This is a genomic window from Gramella jeungdoensis, assembly GCF_023805255.1.
GTDB lineage: Bacteria > Bacteroidota > Bacteroidia > Flavobacteriales > Flavobacteriaceae > Christiangramia > Christiangramia jeungdoensis.
Window position 1 is genome coordinate 132629 of the sequence record NZ_JAMSCK010000002.1, and the last position, 17228, is coordinate 149856.

17 protein-coding genes are annotated in these 17228 nt (G+C 39.5%); 7 read left to right on the top strand and 10 right to left on the bottom strand.

Annotated elements, in window-relative coordinates; genetic code table 11:
- Positions 1-50: 50 nt before the first annotated feature.
- The 3 genes from NE848_RS04855 to pyrH all read right to left on the bottom strand — a co-directional run bounded on the left by NE848_RS04855 (position 51) and on the right by pyrH (position 3904).
- Positions 51-2513: a DUF5686 family protein gene (locus tag NE848_RS04855; protein ID WP_252111097.1), complete on the bottom strand. Its 2463-nt coding sequence runs from the start codon at positions 2511-2513 to the stop codon at positions 51-53.
- A gap of 104 nt (positions 2514-2617) precedes the next feature.
- A complete protein-coding gene (gene frr / locus NE848_RS04860) occupies positions 2618-3169 on the bottom strand; it encodes a ribosome recycling factor (protein WP_252111098.1) in 552 nt (183 codons plus the stop codon).
- 27 nt (positions 3170-3196) lie between these two features.
- Entirely contained in the window at positions 3197-3904 is a 708-nt protein-coding gene (gene pyrH / locus NE848_RS04865; protein ID WP_252111099.1) for a UMP kinase, read from the bottom strand.
- A 199-nt stretch (positions 3905-4103) separates the two neighbouring features.
- Between pyrH and NE848_RS04870 the strand changes: the two genes are divergently transcribed.
- Positions 4104-4796, top strand: a complete 693-nt coding sequence (locus NE848_RS04870; protein ID WP_252111100.1) for a zinc metallopeptidase — start codon at positions 4104-4106, stop codon at positions 4794-4796.
- 45 nt (positions 4797-4841) lie between these two features.
- Here the strand turns inward: NE848_RS04870 and NE848_RS04875 are convergent, their stop codons facing one another.
- Both NE848_RS04875 and NE848_RS04880 read right to left on the bottom strand, forming a co-directional pair.
- Positions 4842-5312, bottom strand: coding sequence for an Lrp/AsnC ligand binding domain-containing protein (locus tag NE848_RS04875; RefSeq protein ID WP_252111101.1), 471 nt, complete (start codon positions 5310-5312; stop codon positions 4842-4844).
- A 53-nt stretch (positions 5313-5365) separates the two neighbouring features.
- Positions 5366-6739, bottom strand: coding sequence for a saccharopine dehydrogenase family protein (locus tag NE848_RS04880; RefSeq protein WP_252111102.1), 1374 nt, complete (start codon positions 6737-6739; stop codon positions 5366-5368).
- 68 nt (positions 6740-6807) lie between these two features.
- Between NE848_RS04880 and NE848_RS04885 the strand changes: the two genes are divergently transcribed.
- Positions 6808-7197 (top strand): DUF423 domain-containing protein, encoded by a 390-nt coding sequence (locus NE848_RS04885; protein WP_252111103.1) that lies wholly within the window; start codon positions 6808-6810, stop codon positions 7195-7197.
- Positions 7198-7275: 78 nt separating this feature from the next.
- Positions 7276-8874 (top strand): phosphoenolpyruvate carboxykinase (ATP), encoded by a 1599-nt coding sequence (pckA, locus tag NE848_RS04890; protein ID WP_252111104.1) that lies wholly within the window; start codon positions 7276-7278, stop codon positions 8872-8874.
- A gap of 89 nt (positions 8875-8963) precedes the next feature.
- Here the strand turns inward: pckA and NE848_RS04895 are convergent, their stop codons facing one another.
- Positions 8964-9710, bottom strand: coding sequence for a uroporphyrinogen-III synthase (locus NE848_RS04895; RefSeq protein ID WP_252111105.1), 747 nt, complete (start codon positions 9708-9710; stop codon positions 8964-8966).
- A 24-nt stretch (positions 9711-9734) separates the two neighbouring features.
- Complete coding sequence (locus NE848_RS04900; RefSeq protein ID WP_252111106.1) at positions 9735-10388, bottom strand: DUF4271 domain-containing protein; 654 nt, start codon at positions 10386-10388, stop codon at positions 9735-9737.
- 101 nt (positions 10389-10489) lie between these two features.
- On the opposite strand from NE848_RS04900, the gene NE848_RS04905 reads away from it, so the two are divergent.
- Genes NE848_RS04905 through NE848_RS04915 form a run of 3 tightly spaced genes read left to right on the top strand, consistent with a single transcriptional unit; the run spans position 10490 to position 13096 of the window.
- Positions 10490-11221 (top strand): polyprenol monophosphomannose synthase, encoded by a 732-nt coding sequence (locus NE848_RS04905; RefSeq protein WP_252111107.1) that lies wholly within the window; start codon positions 10490-10492, stop codon positions 11219-11221.
- Complete coding sequence (locus NE848_RS04910) at positions 11221-12564, top strand: dihydroorotase (RefSeq protein WP_252111108.1); 1344 nt, start codon at positions 11221-11223, stop codon at positions 12562-12564. The genes NE848_RS04905 and NE848_RS04910 overlap by 1 nt, the downstream gene beginning before the upstream one ends.
- A complete protein-coding gene (locus NE848_RS04915; protein ID WP_252111109.1) occupies positions 12536-13096 on the top strand; it encodes a DUF4296 domain-containing protein in 561 nt (186 codons plus the stop codon). The genes NE848_RS04910 and NE848_RS04915 overlap by 29 nt, the downstream gene beginning before the upstream one ends.
- On the opposite strand, the gene NE848_RS04920 is transcribed toward NE848_RS04915, so the two are convergent.
- A complete protein-coding gene (locus tag NE848_RS04920) occupies positions 13093-14112 on the bottom strand; it encodes an NAD-dependent epimerase/dehydratase family protein (RefSeq protein ID WP_252111110.1) in 1020 nt (339 codons plus the stop codon). The genes NE848_RS04915 and NE848_RS04920 overlap by 4 nt on opposite strands.
- A 170-nt stretch (positions 14113-14282) precedes the next feature.
- Here NE848_RS04920 and tyrS point away from each other — a divergent pair, with 170 nt between their 5' ends.
- Positions 14283-15578, top strand: a complete 1296-nt coding sequence (tyrS, locus tag NE848_RS04925) for a tyrosine--tRNA ligase (RefSeq protein ID WP_252112107.1) — start codon at positions 14283-14285, stop codon at positions 15576-15578.
- A gap of 173 nt (positions 15579-15751) precedes the next feature.
- Here the strand turns inward: tyrS and NE848_RS04930 are convergent, their stop codons facing one another.
- Both NE848_RS04930 and NE848_RS04935 read right to left on the bottom strand, forming a co-directional pair.
- The gene (locus NE848_RS04930; protein ID WP_252111111.1) at positions 15752-16726 is read right to left on the bottom strand and encodes a LuxE/PaaK family acyltransferase; all 975 of its coding nucleotides are present in this window, start codon (positions 16724-16726) and stop codon (positions 15752-15754) included.
- 85 nt (positions 16727-16811) lie between these two features.
- Positions 16812-17150, bottom strand: coding sequence for a T9SS type A sorting domain-containing protein (locus NE848_RS04935; RefSeq protein WP_252111112.1), 339 nt, complete (start codon positions 17148-17150; stop codon positions 16812-16814).
- Between the last annotated feature and the right edge of the window lie 78 nt (positions 17151-17228).

The following is a 17228-nucleotide window of genomic DNA, read 5'->3' on the forward strand; positions in this document are numbered from 1 at the left end:
AAAAAAGCTCAATTAATTAGTTTGGTATTAGGCCATTAATCTTATAATAATTACAACTGAAGCTGAAGGGTGAATTTGAATGAGAAATTCTGCTTAAATGTGGGAAGATGATAAGCTCCATACCTGTATGCTGCACTTAGACCAAAACCTGCAAAGATCTTATTTAGCTCCATTCCGGCTTCTGAATAGCCATGCTCCAGGGTGTTGAAATTGATGTTTTGATGATCACTGATATCTGTAAAATCACCGATGGCATGTCTGGAAATAAATACAAATTCAGGCTGGAAACTATCTGAAATCCTGAATGGTCTTAACTGGTGACGTATATGCAGCATTGCCTGCCTGTTACTGTAAAACTCATTAAAATACATGGTCTCAAAACTGTTTCTTCCTGCCACCGAAAACCTTCTAAAGATATTAGAACGGTTTGGGTTATTTGGATAGGCGTGGAAGGCATGGGTGAGAGGCAGGTCGCCAAAGCCGTAATTTCCTTCCAGTATGAATTCGGTCCTGGACTGGTCCAGTCTTTTGATTTCATGCTCAGCTTTTAATCCTATTCTGGTGAAATTAAAGTCTCCGTCAAAGGCTGCTACAGACTGCTGTATCTGCCCGGTGAACTGGGGGAAGTTCTTTTCAAGTAAAATGGTCTTTCCCGGGGTACTCAGGAATTTTGAAAAGGGTTGCCATAAGAATGATAGTGTAGCTGTGCTCAGTTCATAATCACGGTATGCATTATTGTTCTTTAAATAGCTGTAATCCTGAATTTGCCATATTTCTTCACGACCTAATCTAAGCTCAGTATTTAACTTTGGGCTTAACCTGTGTTCCAGGCTCGTCCAGTAAGTGCGGTAATTATAGAAATAGTTGATATTTACAAATCTGGGTTCAAGAATGGAGAAGGTGTTCTGACCCTTCAGGTAATCAAAAGAGGCAATTTCCTGAATATCCCTTGAGAAGAAAAAATTAAGATTTGTGCCCTTTCTTTTGTTAAGATAGATCTGAGTTCCTATTCCGTATTTTACTACTTCATCTTTGAATCCATAGGTGGTATATCCTTTAAGATTGAATTTTTCCGAAACCCGGTCGTTCGTTTTTCCTCCAAACCCAAGCCTTATCCCTTCATAATTATTGAATTTGAAAATTTTGCTCAGGTCAAGATCCCAGAAGCCTAAGGGGTAGGACCCGGAAGCGATCGCATTTTTAACCTGGAGTTTGCGTTTCACATTGCCGACTTTTATAAGGCTATCCACTTTCTCTCTGGTGGCTTTATCCCTGATGTTGAATTCTATCTGCCTATTGCTGGCCCAGAAAACAGAATCTCTTTCCGGAGCTATTGCTGTCACATCGATTTCAGCTCCCGGATTAGAGATCTCTCCTCGAAAATCTAAATTGATATCAGAATTTCTGGTGGTGGAAGTCAAATAAAGATCTCCTGATATTTGTTTTGATCCAAAAATGGTGCTTAGAATTCCTTTTTTCTGCTGTACGGCTCCCACTGAAATTGTACCGCCAAACACTGCAATTTCCTTTCCTCCAGAACCTGGTCGTATGGTCGTGGTTTGTTCAGAAGGAAACCAGATATCCTTTTCAGGGTAATATTTGTAATCATGCACCACTTCCAGTTTTACAGCACCCAGTAACTGGGCTTTTGCTTTCTGGATAGCCAGGCTTAAAGTATCCAGGTAAAGTATGCCCTCCAGCCCGGCCACTACCTTCTCTCGCCTGGGTTTGAAATAAACCATATAGGCCGGTCTTGCGGTTGAGGTGGTGTCCAGGATCCTGTATTCGTAATTATTGAGAGCGTTTTTTGCAAGTGGTCCGGCATATTCTGTTTTGTAGAGCTGATAATCCTTTTTGTAAAGCGAAAGCGGATTAACCTCCATAGCGAGTACGTTATACACAGGTTCTTCAAAACCAGCCGTCTTAATGCCGGTGACTTTCTCTTTACTGCCTTTATTTCTTACAAATAAGTGTTCTGATACTTTCTCGGAAAGATATGCTCTTCCTTCATCTATAATGGTTTCAATAGTGGCAGAGGTTGAATCCGCAGTCAGTTCTATTTGACTGTATTCATTATCGATAATGAATTTTGAATAGGAGTTATAACTGAAGCCCTCCAGCGCTTTTTCGGGATCGTTCTGCTCCCGCCTTGCAATAGCTCTTTTTACGATTTCATCAGCGGGGTTCGGTCCCGAAGAAATCAGGACTGTGTTGAGTTGTTCAAATGAAGGAGTAAGCCCGATCTGAAGATAACGGGTGCTTCGATGTACAAGTGTGGTCAAGGACTTAAAACCTACATAGGATATTGATATTCTTAGAGTGTCTTTGGTTAGGGGCAGCTCAAAGCTTCCATCAATATTGGTAAGGATCTGCCTGCCGTCCGAAGTCTGAATCTGAGCATAAGCCAGTGGCTTTCGGTTTTCCCTGTTTATTACTCTTCCGGGAATTGTAGTCTGAGCCGAAATGCTCATTGAACATAAGAGAAAAAGTAGTATGAATAAGGAATTTCGCATTCAGGCTGGTTTAAACTCTGGGGAAAATACTCAAAATAAAAATGCCGGATAAATCTGGTTCTAATTCAGATCTAAACCGGCATCTTAATATGGATAAGATAACATTAAACTGTCATTATCTCTTTTTCCTTGTTAGCAAGTATATTGTCTATCCTTTCAATATAGCTGTCTGTTAATTCCTGAACATCTTTCTCAGAATCTTTTAATTCGTCTTCTGAAATGTCCACTTTCTTAAGCTCCTGCATCGCCTGTTTCCTGTCGTTCCTCACACCTACTTTTGCGTCTTCAGCTTCGGCTTTGGCCTGTTTAGAGAGTTGCTTTCTTCTTTCTTCGGTTAGTGGCGGTACATTTATTATAACGCTCTCCCCGTTATTCATTGGATTGAAGCCAAGATTTGCCTGCATGATCCCTTTTTCGATCTCCTGGATCAGGCTTTTCTCGAAAGGCTGGATAGAAAGGGTTCTCGCGTCTGGGGTATTCACATTAGCTACCTGGTTAAGGGGAGTTTGAGCTCCATAATACTCAACCATTACGCTTCCAAGCATGCTTGGGTTGGCTTTTCCGGCGCGAATATTTGAAAGTTGCTTTTTAAGGTGTGCAATGGCTTTTTCCATTCCCTCCTTTGCTTCTTCTAGAATTAATTCGACTTCATCCATTTTAATATGATTTACAATTTCAGATTTTTATAGGTTCACTTTGGTTCCAACACGTTCCCCAGCCACTACCTTTAATAGATTTCCGGGTTTGTTCATGTCAAAAACTATAATAGGCAATTCATTTTCCTGGCTAAGGGTGAAAGCTGTGGTGTCCATCACCTTCAGTCCTTTCTTAATAACATCTTCAAATGTAATAAAATCGAACTTAGTAGCTTCCTTATCCTTTTCCGGGTCGGAGGTGTAGATTCCATCCACCCTGGTTCCTTTCAGGATCACATCCGCTTTTATCTCAATAGCCCTTAAAACGGCTGCTGAATCGGTAGTGAAGTAAGGGTTTCCCGTGCCACCTCCAAAGATCACAACGCGACCTTTTTCAAGATGCCTTATGGCCTTTCTCCTGATAAAAGGTTCAGCAACTTCATTGATCTTGATAGCTGACTGAAGCCTTGTCTGGATATCGGCATCTTCAAGTGCGCTCTGTAAAGCGAGACCGTTTATCACTGTTGCCAGCATTCCCATATGGTCTCCCTGCACACGATCCATCCCACGGCTTGCCCCCGCAACTCCTCTAAAGATATTTCCTCCTCCTATAACTATAGCCAGTTCAATACCTTTATCGACTACCGATTTGATTTCCTGAGCGTATTCTGCCAGGCGCTTGGGATCAATGCCATATTGGCGGTTTCCCATTAATGCTTCTCCCGATAGTTTTAAAAGTATTCTCTTGTATTGCATAGCTGATTTTTAGATAATCGTTGCAAATATAACTAATATCTGAATTTGTGAAATATAAAGCCAGTAAATTGAAAGGGAATCATAATAATTCATGAAAATGGAAGTATTGGCAGGATGTGTTCATAATATGATCTAAAAAATGTCGTGGCCGGATTTTTGATATATTTGAAGTCCTTAAAACAGATAAAACTTTTAACCTATGATGGGATATTATATAATAGCAGGACTTATTTTTCTTGTGAGCATGTTCGTGAGCAACAAGCTTAAGAGCAAATTCAAGAAATACTCGAAAGTTCATCTTCAAAACGGGATGAGCGGAAAGGAAATTGCAGAAAAAATGCTGAGGGATAACGGGATTCACGATGTAGAGGTGATTTCTACTCCCGGAATGCTTTCAGATCACTATAACCCTTCCAAGAAAACGGTAAACCTGAGCGAGGGTGTTTATTCGCAGAGAAATGCGGCTGCGGCTGCGGTTGCAGCTCACGAATGCGGGCATGCCGTACAGCATGCGAAGGCATACAGCTGGTTGCAAATGAGAAGTAAACTGGTACCAGTAGTAAGTGTGGCTTCCAAACTATCCCAATGGGCTATTTTTGGAGGTATTATGCTTATGATAATGGTTGGTTCAGGTATAGGCCAGACCATTCTTTTGCTGGGTATCATAATGTATGCTATGGGTACTCTTTTCAGTTTCATCACTTTGCCGGTGGAATATGACGCCAGTAAAAGAGCTTTAGTATGGCTGGAAAACGAAAATATGCTTACTTCAGCCGAACATGATGCGGCAGAAGATTCATTGAAATGGGCTGCAAGAACTTATGTGGTGGCTGCCATTGGTTCCCTGGCCACATTATTATATTTCCTGAGTATCTTTATGGGAAGGGACTAAACGAATTTTATAGAAAGAAAAAGCGGCCTTACCTGGCCGCTTTTTTTATATCTTGATCTGTCTTTTAATCTGTTGGTTAAGAGAAATAAAAGTTTCTGTTCTTGAAACTCCATCTATTGCCTGAATGTTCTTGTTAAGCACGATCATTAAGTGCTCGTTATCCCGGCATAGGATCTTTAGAAAGATAGACCAGTTCCCGGTTGTATAATGACATTCAATCACTTCGGGAATCTCACTCAACTGTTTTACCGCCTGCGGGTTGCTTACGGCCTTATCAAGATATACTCCCACAAAGGCCATGGTTTTATATCCTAAAAGTCGGGCATCCAGCATCATTCTCGAGCCTTCTATAAGACCCGATTTTTCCAGTTTCCTTAGCCGCTGATGCACTGCCGCCCCTGTGATACCTATATTCTTGGCAATTTCCAGAATGGGTTTTTTAGCATCTTCCATAAGGAAGTTCAAGATAGTTTTGTCTATCCCGTCCAGCTTGACATTTTCGTTTACTATCTTCATTAACTTTAGTTTTTTTGATAATTAAGCTAAAATACGAAAAATGCTTTTCAATTCTAATTTCCCACCTCTCCAAATGGGTTATATCCCAGGTATTCGGTCTCTTTTTCTTTAAATTTGATATCGTGATTCTCAAGTTTTTTCAAAATAGGTTCATAAACTTCTTTTTGAATCGGTAGTTGCACACCGGGCGTTTTGATCTCTCCATTAAGGATCATAATGGTGGCCATGGCAACGGGTAGACCTACAGTTTTGGCCATCGCGGTCTTTGACTGATCTTCCCCAATATGCACCATAGTGGAATCTATCTGTTTTTTCTCGCCATTAAGTTCATAACCAAATTTATGGTACATCACGATCATGTCTTTATCGTCCTGAGACAATGACCATTTATCCATTAAAATCTTTTGAAGAGCCTGGGCGGGAGTGGCGTTCTTCAGGCCTATCTTTTTATCAGGGTTGAAAATATCAAGCTCCAGAAGCTTTTCCCACATTATATCATCCTGATCTATCTTAAGGTTATGTCGTGTTTTAAGTTCAACCGAATCACTGGGTGAATAGGGAAGAAAGGAATTGATGAAGTCCCGATAGCTCATATCTTCTGAATCCTTCATTACAAAACTGTCATCTGTCATTCCCAGCTGAACGAACATGTTCCAGGCCCGGCTAAAACCAACTTTTCTGATAGTGCCACGATAAAGGGTGAGCGCATCTTCAAGTCCGTAGATACTCTGGTATTTTAGTGAATTACGGTTCGCGTAACCTTCAAATTTTCCATATTCATCGATTTCGAGAAATTCGGTACGCCGAAACAAACGATGATAAGGGATGTACTTGTATTTTCCTTCCTGGATGAACTCGGCAACGCCTCCCTGGCCGGCTACCACCACATTCCTGGGGTTCCAGGTGAACTTGTAGTTCCAAAGGTTATTATCGCTTTCCGGAGCAACCAGGCCACCGGTAAATGATTCAAAAAGCAGCATTTTACCGCCTTTATCTCTTATTCGGTCTATTACCTGCATGGCGCTCATGTGGTCTATCCCTGGGTCCACACCTATCTCATTCATAAAAACAAGGCCTTTTTGCTTGACTTCGGTGTCCAGAGCTTTCATCTCTTCACTTATATAGGAAGCTGTCACCATATTCTTGCCGAATTTCAGGCAGTCCCTGGCCACTTCTATATGGAACCTTGCAGGAAGCATGGAAATGACAATATCAGCTCTTTTAATCGCCGGTTCACGGCTTTCAGGCTTGAACACATCCAGGGTAAACGCTTCACATTTAGGATGGTCCTTACATGCATTTCTGGCATTGTTGATATCTATATCGCCAATTCTGAGGAAGAGATCTTCGGTTTCAGCTTGTTGCAGCAGGTAATTAATGAGGACCGAGGTAGATTTTCCAGCCCCCACAATTAAAATTTCTCGCATAAATTAAGTTAGTTTTGTGTAGTTGCAAACGAATGTATTAAAACTTTGGATGAAATAAAATTGAAAGTATGAACAGAAGATTTTTAATTGCCGGGGCACTTTTTGGATTGCTGGCTGTTATACTGGGGGCATTTGCCGTTCATGGTTTAAAGGATATCATTTCTGAAAATTCCCTGAATTCATTTGAAACAGGTGTGCGATTTCAAATCTATCATGCACTTTTGCTTTTGATAATTGGAGGATTTGGAAAAGCCTGGAATCTGAAATTCACCTGGATATTCTACTTGCTTTGTTTGGGGATAATTTTCTTTTCGGGTTCTATTTATTTGCTGGCTACCAACGATCTTACTGCTTTTGACTTTACCCGGATAGCTCTTGTAACTCCCCTGGGAGGGACTCTTTTAATCATAGCATGGTTCATTTTATTGCTGAATTTCATAACGTTAAAAAAGAAATAATTTGAGCCTGTTTGGCGATATATCTATATAAGATTTTTACTTTTGTCCACATAAACAAACCACAGAATTGATTTTTTTATGGTCGAAAACACCCAAATTACGAAAACGATTTCGTTAGAGGATTACGGGATCAATAATGCCAATGTACATTATCAGTTAGCTCCGCAGGAACTTCATGAAGAAACTCTAAGACTTGGTCAGGGTACTGAAACTTCATTCGGAGCGCTCGCAGTAAACACCGGTAAATTTACCGGAAGATCTCCAAAAGACAGATTTATTGTCAAAGATGAGGTAACTAAAGATAAAGTATGGTGGGGAGATATCAATATTCCTTTTGATTCTGAAAAATTTGATAAACTCTATAAAAAGGTTGTCGCCTATCTTGGAGGTAAGGAGATTTATGTGCGAGATGCCTTTGCCTGTGCAGATAATAAATATCGTTTGAATATACGGGTGGTCAACGAATTTCCGTGGTCAAATATGTTCGCTTTCAATATGTTCTTAAGGCCTGGTGACGACGAACTTGATCATTTTAAGGAAGACTGGCTTGTTATTAATGCACCTGGTTTTAAAGCGAATCCGGAAGTTGATGGTACTCGCCAGGAGAATTTTGCTATTCTCAATTTTTCAAAAAAGATCGCTCTTATTGGAGGTACTGGTTATACCGGTGAGATCAAGAAAGGTATATTCTCTGCTCTTAACTTCATCCTGCCTGTATATAAAGATACCCTGCCAATGCACTGCTCTGCAAATGTGGGAGAGGATGGAGATACAGCAATATTCTTTGGGCTTTCGGGTACAGGAAAAACAACATTGTCGGCCGACCCGGAAAGAAAACTTATCGGTGATGATGAGCATGGCTGGACGGCTGATAATACCATTTTTAATTTTGAAGGTGGCTGCTATGCGAAGGTTATAAATCTTTCGGAAGAAAATGAGCCTGATATCTACCGTGCGATCAAACCAGGAGCCATTCTTGAAAATGTTGTGCTGGACGATAAAGGCAATGTTGATTTCACCAATACCACAATTACTCAGAATACAAGGGTAAGTTATCCTATAAATCATATTCACAATATCCAGGAGCCTTCTTCAGGAAAAAATCCTAAGAACATCTTTTTCCTTACGGCAGATGCTTTTGGAGTTTTACCTCCTATAAGCAAGCTTACTCCGGGCCAGGCAGCCTATCATTTCATTAGCGGCTATACAGCTAAGGTGGCCGGTACCGAAGCGGGTGTAGATGAGCCTATTCCAAGCTTTTCAGCATGCTTTGGAGCCCCGTTTATGCCGTTACACCCTACCAAATATGCCGAGATGCTTAGTGCCAAAATGAAAGCGGCAGGAGTAAATGTATGGTTAGTAAATACGGGATGGACCGGTGGACCTTACGGAGTTGGAAGCAGAATGAAACTGAAATACACCCGTGAAATGATAAGTTCAGCTCTTGAAGGGAAACTGGATGATGTGGAGTTCGAAACCCATGAGATCTTCGGCCTGCAAATGCCTAAATCCTGTGAAGGTGTGCCTTCGGAAATTCTCAATCCTAAAAATACATGGCAGGATAAAGAAGCCTATGATAGAAAAGCAAAGGAACTCGCAAATTTCTTCAGAAAGAATTTTAGCAAATTTGAAGCTTATGCTAATGAAGAAATAATGAAAGGAGCTCCAAAAGAGTAGTTTTTTAAATTGTTAGATGTTGTAAATGAAAAATCCGGTCATTGAGTTGACCGGATTTTTTATGTTTAATCTTTATTGAAAGAAGGTAATTATTTCTTATTCACCTCGCTTATATATTTGTTGATAGCCATGGTCATACTCGGCGTTTCGGGCGTAGGAGCCTTAATATTCACAACAAGACCATGTTCTTTGGCTGCTTTGATAGTGGTATTACCAAACACGGCAATTCGAGTGTTATTCTGTTTGAAGTCTGGAAAATTCTCGAAAAGGGATTTAATCCCGCTAGGGCTAAAGAATACCAGAATGTCATAAGTAACATCTTTCAGGTGAGAAAGGTCACTTACAACAGTTCGATAAAAGATGGCTTTTTTCCATTCCACTCCAAGTTTATTCAACGTTCTTGGCACATCAGGCTTCAACATGTCTGATGATGGTAATAGAAATTTCTCGTTCTTATATTTTTTGATCAGTGGTGCCAGCTCAGCAAAAGTTCTTTTACCTACGTAGATCTTTCTTTTTCGGTAAACCACATATTTCTGAAGGTAATAGGCCACGGCCTCACTCTGGCAGAAATACTTCAGCGTATCTGGTACCTTATACCTCATTTCCTCAGCAATTCTAAAGAAATGATCTACGGCGTTACGGCTGGTAAGTATGATTGCCGTATACTGTGAGAGATCTACTTTTTGTTGTCTCACCTCTTTAGAAGGCACTCCTTCAACATGAATAAAAGGTATGAAATCAATTTTTACTTTTTGCTTTTCCTCCAGCTCAAAATAAGGTGAATTTTCAACCTTCGGTTCTGGCTGAGAAACCAAAATTGTTTTCACTTTCATATATAAAACTTTATTAGATCCTTTTTAGTTTGTAATAAGCTTGTACAAAATAATATAAGGGGCAATTTCAAGTGCGCAAAGGTACAAAATAAAATAGAACCAATTGGCGCTAAGCACACTTTGATTTCTTCTGTATATGATAAAAAGAGCAACAGAATTCGCAACAATTGCCGTACCTCCTACTACTCCTATAAGTAAGACTGTTGGATTCAAACTGTAAATCAAAAATAATGATGCCAGTAATAGAAAAAGAGAGATGAAATTACGATAACTAAATTTTTGGAAGAGGTAATAATCGATTTTTTCATCCATTTCAAAGATATTTCCTACGATCTTCTCAATTCCAGCTTTTATTAATAATAGGCAGAAATAAGCCGTGAGAATCCTTATAAAAACTATTAATGCTGATTGTTGAAGTTCATAAAAATAGCGATAAGCAATAAAAAGAAAGATGGAAACCGCCAGAGCCTGCATACACAACAATAAAATGTTAAAAGGATGAAAAGCCTTATTCTCCTTTCCTTTAAAGGCTATAAATTTACCGGAGTTCAAAAGGGAGGTGAATTCCTCGAAACGTTGTGGGAATAAAATCTTTGCAATGACCAGAAGAATAAAACAGGCTAGAAATACCAAAGTGATCCAGTCCTGATGTTCATGAATTCTTTCGATGGCCTGCATGGGATTTTTTTTACAAATGTAAAATTTTGACCATTAATCCCGGTGGTTAACATAAAGTTTTGAAGATTTAATTTGCCTACATTTGTGCAAAATTTTTGGGAATGGTGAATGGGATAATTATTATACCCACATTTAATGAAATTGAAAACATTGAACGCATTATAAGGAATGTGTTCTCTCAAAGACGTAAATTTCATATACTGGTGGTAGATGATAATTCTCCCGACGGAACGGCAACAAGGGTTAGAACCCTGCAGGCTGAATTCCCGGAAAAATTGTACCTGGAAGAACGTACTGGAAAACAGGGTCTCGGTACAGCATATATACATGGCTTTAAATGGGCCCTGAAAAGGGATTATGAATATATATTTGAAATGGATGCCGATTTTTCGCATAATCCCAACGACCTTGTACGTTTGTACAATACCTGTAAAAGGGATGGGGCAGATGTGGCTATAGGATCCCGTTATATAACCGGGGTAAATGTTATAAACTGGCCAATGAACCGGGTCTTAATGTCCTGGCTTGCCTCGAGATATGTTAGATTCATAACCGGAATGGATGTGGAAGATACTACCGCCGGTTTTGTTTGCTATAAAAGAGAAGTCCTGGAAGCAATAAACCTGGATAAGATCCAGTTTGTAGGTTATGCTTTCCAGATAGAGATGAAATTTAAATCTCATCTTTTAGGATTTAAAATAGTGGAAGTCCCGGTGATTTTTACTGACAGGACGCGGGGAACTTCCAAGATGAGTGGCTCTATTATTTCCGAAGCCGCTTTTGGAGTAATAAAAATGAAGCTGAAAAGTCTGTTTAACAGGATAAAAGTCTGATGAGAAAAGTATTAATTAAGAACGCAAAGATTGTAAACGAAGGTAAGATCCAGGATGGAGACGTATTTATAGAAGACGGTATCATCTCTGAGATCTCTGAAAGTATAAGCGCCAAGTCACCTGATGTGAGTATTTATGATGCAGAGGGAACTTATCTGCTTCCGGGGCTCATTGATGATCAGGTACACTTCAGGGAGCCCGGTTTAACACATAAAGAATGTATAGAGACCGGTTCCAAAGCAGCTGTGGCAGGTGGGATTACTACTTTTTTTGAAATGCCAAACACGCTTCCACAGACCACCACTATTGAGTTGCTTGAAGAAAAATTCAAACTGGCTGCTGAGACGTCCTGGGCCAACTATTCCTTTATGTTCGGCGGGACCAATGATAACCTTAGCGAGATAGAGAAAATAGATCCTAAATCGGTGGCTGCCCTGAAATTATTTCTTGGTTCTTCTACCGGGAATATGCTGGTAGATAATGAAAAGGTACTTGAGCAGATCTTCAAGAAATCGCCTGTCATTATCGCAGTTCATTGTGAGGATGAGCAAACAATCAAGGATAACCTGGCAGAATGTATGGAAAGATATGGGGACGATATTCCAATCGAATTGCACCCCAAGATAAGAAGTGAAGAGGCATGCTATAAATCTTCTTCAAAAGCGGTAAAACTTGCACAGAAAACCGGTGCCAGATTACATGTCTTCCATATCTCAACGGCAAAAGAACTCAGTCTTTTCAATAGTAAGAAAGCTTTAAAGGATAAAAAGATCACTGCTGAGGTTTGTATTCATCATCTCTGGTTCAATGATTCAGATTATGTGAACAAGGGAACCTTTATAAAATGGAATCCTGCGGTCAAGACAAAGAAAGACCAGGAAGCTTTACTGCAAGGGCTATTGGATAATCACCTGGACGTATTAGCTACAGATCATGCTCCTCATACAAGGGAAGAGAAAAAAAATGTTTATACCAAGGCGCCGAGTGGCGGGCCACTGGTACAGCATGCTTTGCCAGCTCTTCTTCAAATGTATCATCAGGGTAAGATTTCACTGGAAAAGATAGTGGAGAAGGCCTGTCATAATCCTGCAATTTTATTCCAGATAGAGAAAAGAGGATTTATAAGGGAAGGCTTTAAGGCCGATCTTGTACTGGTAGACCTGAATTCACCCTGGGCTGTACAACAGGATAATATTTTTTCCAAATGTAAATGGTCGCCTTTTGAAGGGACGACTTTCAAATCAAGAGTAACACATACCTTTGTTAACGGTAAGCTGGTCTACAAGAATTTTAAACATCAGCCATTTTCTAAAATTGCAGAACGCATCACTTTTGACCGTTAATTTCAAAAATACTGTTGCACTATTATTTCTTATGGTTTTTTCGGTGTCCTGCCAGGATCTGAAAAAAACCAGGAAGCCCGATGACCTCATTCCGGAAAGTAAAATGATAGATGTACTTACCGAAATATCGATTCTTCAGGCGGCCAGGAATTACAATAAATTTAAGCTTGAAGAAACCGGCATAAAGCCAGATCAGTATATTTATGAGAAATTCGATATAGACAGTCTGCAGTTTGAAAGAAGCAGTAATTACTATGCCGAGCAATATACCCAGTATGAGCGCATTTATGATAGTGTAAAAGCACGAATACAACGTATGAAAACCAGGCTGGATTCTTTAAGAGATCTGGAAATTAAAAGGGAGGATAGTATTAAGAAGGCACAAAAAGATTCCTTGGAGCTTCTAGACTCTTTAGGGATAGACAGGGACTCCCTGGAGACTGAAATCAAGAAACAGAAAAAATCGGTTCGGGATAGTTTGTTGCCCATTCCTAAAAGGATAAGTAGGGAACGGGATTCTCTTGAAGTTTAATTCTTCTTTGCAGATTCTTTAAGGTAGAAGCGAGTAGTTTCTTTAAGAACTTCAGAAATTGGGGTGAATTCCAGGTTGATGGCTTTGGAAATTTTCGAACTGTTATAATAGGTTTTTGTATATAAGCCTTTGATAGAGTCCTTAGTAATTTCTCTTTTCCCTCCAAACCAGCTACCAATCTTCTGAAATATCCAGCCAATCGCGATCATCCATTTCTTCAACTGTTTGTTGGGTCTGGGTTTATCCATATATTCTGCCGTAGCTTTAAGTACATATTCAAAACTCAGATTTTCAGATACCAGTATGAACTTTTCATTTCTGATATCAGTATTCATTAAGCGAATCATGGCTTCCACCACATCATTCACTCCTACAAATCCGCTCACCTTTGGAAAATGAAATTTTAATCCTTTGTCTATTCTGCTGAAAATTTTTCCGCTGCCGCTATTCCAGAAACCGGGACCGATTATTATTCCGGGATTTACAATTACCGTGTCGATTCCTTCCTGGGTTCCCCGCCAAACTTCTATTTCTGCTCCGTACTTTGAAATGGCATAATCATTATGATCCTCTTCAGGATTCCATTTGGCGTTTTCATCAATTTTTTCTCCTGGTCCAGATCCTATGGCTGCTACGCTACTTACATAACATAACTTCCTGATCTTTTTAGCAATACAAAGGTTGACCACATTTGCGGTTCCTTCAATATTTATTTTCCGAAGTCTTTTTTCATCAGAAGGATCAAAAGAAATAAGGGCGGCGCAGTGATATACAGATTTAATCCCTTCAAATGCCTCAGTGAGCGCTGGAATATCATTGATCTCAGCCGTTACCCAGTCTATCTTATTGAAAAGACGATCGGCTTCAGCCTTTTCCGAATAATATCCAAAGACCTTTCTAACAGTCCTTATGTCACTTGACGGACGAACTGTTGCCCGAATCCTTGCATTTTTTTGCACCAACTCATATAAGAGATGTGTGCCAACTAAACCTGTTCCGCCTGTAACCAGAATCATACGGTAAATATAGCTAAAGCACTTAGGAAAAATAAAGCTTTATGGTATCTTTACGGCTGCTTTTAAAAAGAATAGAATTTTTGTAAAGTAAATCACGTTGAAATCCCTTTAAAATGGTGATTTCACATGTTAAATACAGTAGCATAAGTAAGGAAAATAATTTGGAAGAAATGATTAAGAACCTGGTAGAAGAACTTCGCTGGCGTGGGATGTTGCATGATGCCATGCCCGGAACCGAAGAACATCTAAACGAAAAAATGAGATCGGCTTATGTTGGTTTTGATCCAACTGCCGATTCTTTGCATATAGGAAATCTGGTGCCAATTATGCTCCTGGCTCATTTGCAAAGGAGTGGTCATAAGCCAATTGCACTTGTGGGAGGAGCAACAGGTATGATTGGGGACCCCAGTGGTAAGTCCAGCGAAAGAAATTTGCTGGATGAGGAAACTTTAAGGCATAACCAGGAGTGTGTGAAAAACCAGCTTTCTCAGTTTCTTGATTTCAAAAGCGGGAAAGAGAATGATGCGGTGATGGTAAATAACTACGACTGGATGAAAGAGATCAGTTTTCTGGAATTCATTCGTGACGTTGGGAAGCATATTACGGTGAATTATATGATGGCTAAAGATTCTGTGAAGAACCGTATCTCGGGCGAAGGAACTGAGGGAATGTCTTTTACAGAGTTTACATACCAGCTGGTTCAGGGATACGATTTCTATCACCTGTTTGATAAAATGGATTGTACGCTGCAGATGGGGGGAAGTGACCAGTGGGGTAACATCACCACGGGTACTGAACTTGTTAGAAGAAAAGCCGCAGGGAAGGCTTTTGCACTTACCTGTCCTTTGATCACTAAGAGCGATGGAAGTAAATTTGGTAAAAGTGAAGGTGGAAATATCTGGCTGGATGCAAAACGTACATCTCCTTATAAATTTTACCAGTACTGGTTAAATACAAGCGATGAGGATGCCGAAAAATACATCAAGATCTTTACTTTTCTCGATAAAGAAGAAATAGAAGGTCTTATTGCAGAACATAAGGAGGCTCCTCACATGAGAAAACTTCAAAAGAGGCTGGCAAAAGAGGTTACCATTACGGTGCATAATGAAGAGGAGTATGAAAATGCCGTGACCGCTTCGGAAGTTTTATTTGGAAAAAGTACCGCGGACGATTTCAGGAAACTGAATGAGTCAACATTTTTGGATGTTTTTGAAGGTGTGCCGCAGGCTGAGGTCGAGAAGACTGAGATCGAAAATGGTTTGGATATGATAGGTGCTCTTGCAGCTAAAACCGGGTTTTTAAATTCAAATGGAGAAGCCAGAAGAGCTCTTAAGGAAAATTCTGTATCGGTGAATAAGGAAAAAGTAAAGGAAGATTATACTATTACCTCTTCAGACCTTATAAACGATAAATATGTGATCCTGAATAAGGGTAAAAAGAATACTTATATAATCAGAGTGGTTTAAAATACAAAACCCCTTAAGCGAGAGCCTAAGGGGTTTGCAACTAACTAACCAATCTAATATGAAAAATTTCACTTAGCCTGCAGATAATGATTTGAGAATCACTGATATCTGCATCTTATGTGTCGTAATTTTTTTTTCTTCTTTACAATCATTCTAAATAAATTTCAAAAAAATTATAGTAAAAGAAGGTTGCAGCCTCTAATGTCACTGTTATCGAACCTTCCCAGGATCTCTACCTCGTTATTTTTTTTTCTTCCAAGGTCCTGAGTGGCAATAAATGAGCAGGAATTTATATTGGCAAGATCAATTACGTTTATTCCTCCGGTTTTCCCGTTTTCCTGATAAGATAGGGCGTCTTCAGGATCCCGGATTAGTATCTTCATCCACGGAGGACATACAAAAATACCGTTGCCTTTGGAATAAGCCTGTGATAATAATTCGGTCATCCCATATTCGCTGTGTATTCTATTTACGCCGAATCCTTTTTTTAGTCGGCTATGAAGTTCTTCTCTTATCATTTCCCTGCGACGTCCCTTCATGCCACCTGTTTCCATTACAATGGCGTTTTTAAGCTCAAAATTTTTCTTTTCAATGAGATCTAATAGTGCAAAGGAAACGCCTATCAAAAAGAGTTTTTTACCTTCTATATCCAGTGTTTGTAGTTTCGATGCAAGCTCTTCAAGATTGTTCAGGTAGAATCCACTTTCGGGATTGTTTGAGCTTTTTATAAGAGAGTCCGCCATATAGACCAAAGAAGAACCTTTTCTTTCCAGATAGGAGGGGAGGAGGGCAAGAAAGATGTATTCTGAAGGATCTCCGTAAAAGTTTTTAAAAGCCTTCAGGGAACTTTCTTCGTAAAGTCGAATATCGGTAACGTAATGTTTACTGGTAGCCATTCCAGTGGTTCCGCTACTGGTAAAAGTGATCTGGGGAGGTTGAACTCCTGATATTAGCTTTTTGCTTTTGAAGAATTCTATAGGCAAAAACGGGATTTCGGTATAAGAGTCAATATTTTGTGGAGTTCTTCCTATAAGCTTACAGAACTGCCTGTAGATATTATTATTATCAAACTGAAACCTGAAAATATCAACGGACAAAGCTTCAAATTCTTTTTCCTGCGATATCTGAAAAATTCTTTCTTGAAGCATACTGAATAAGGAGAGTTTATCCAAAATTAAGGAATAAAAAAAGCCTCTGAAACAGAAGCTGATTAAAAATTAAAGGAATAAAGGTTTATTTAACGACCAGTTTTCTGGTTGCTTTAGCTTTTCCTTCCTGTATCTTTAAAATGTATATTCCTGGAGTCAAGGTAGAAACATCCATTTCTCTTCCCCGTATCCTCGTCTTATAAACGGATTTACCAAGAACGTTAAAGATCTCGATGATCTTATCCTGATTCTTGGTGGATGAAATATAAACTTTTCCCCCAGTTACCGGGTTAGGATAAATAGATAATCCATCAATAGGAGTCTCTGTTCGCTGTGGAACACGGGAAGTTTCCTGAGCAATTGCAGGAGCTGCAACCATCAGAAAACCAATAAGTAAGAAAGTTAATAAGTACTTTTTCTTCATCCTTAGCGATAGAGATTTCAACAAACTTACAAATAAAATTTCAAAAATCCTGCCAATAAAAATGCATAAAATCTAAAA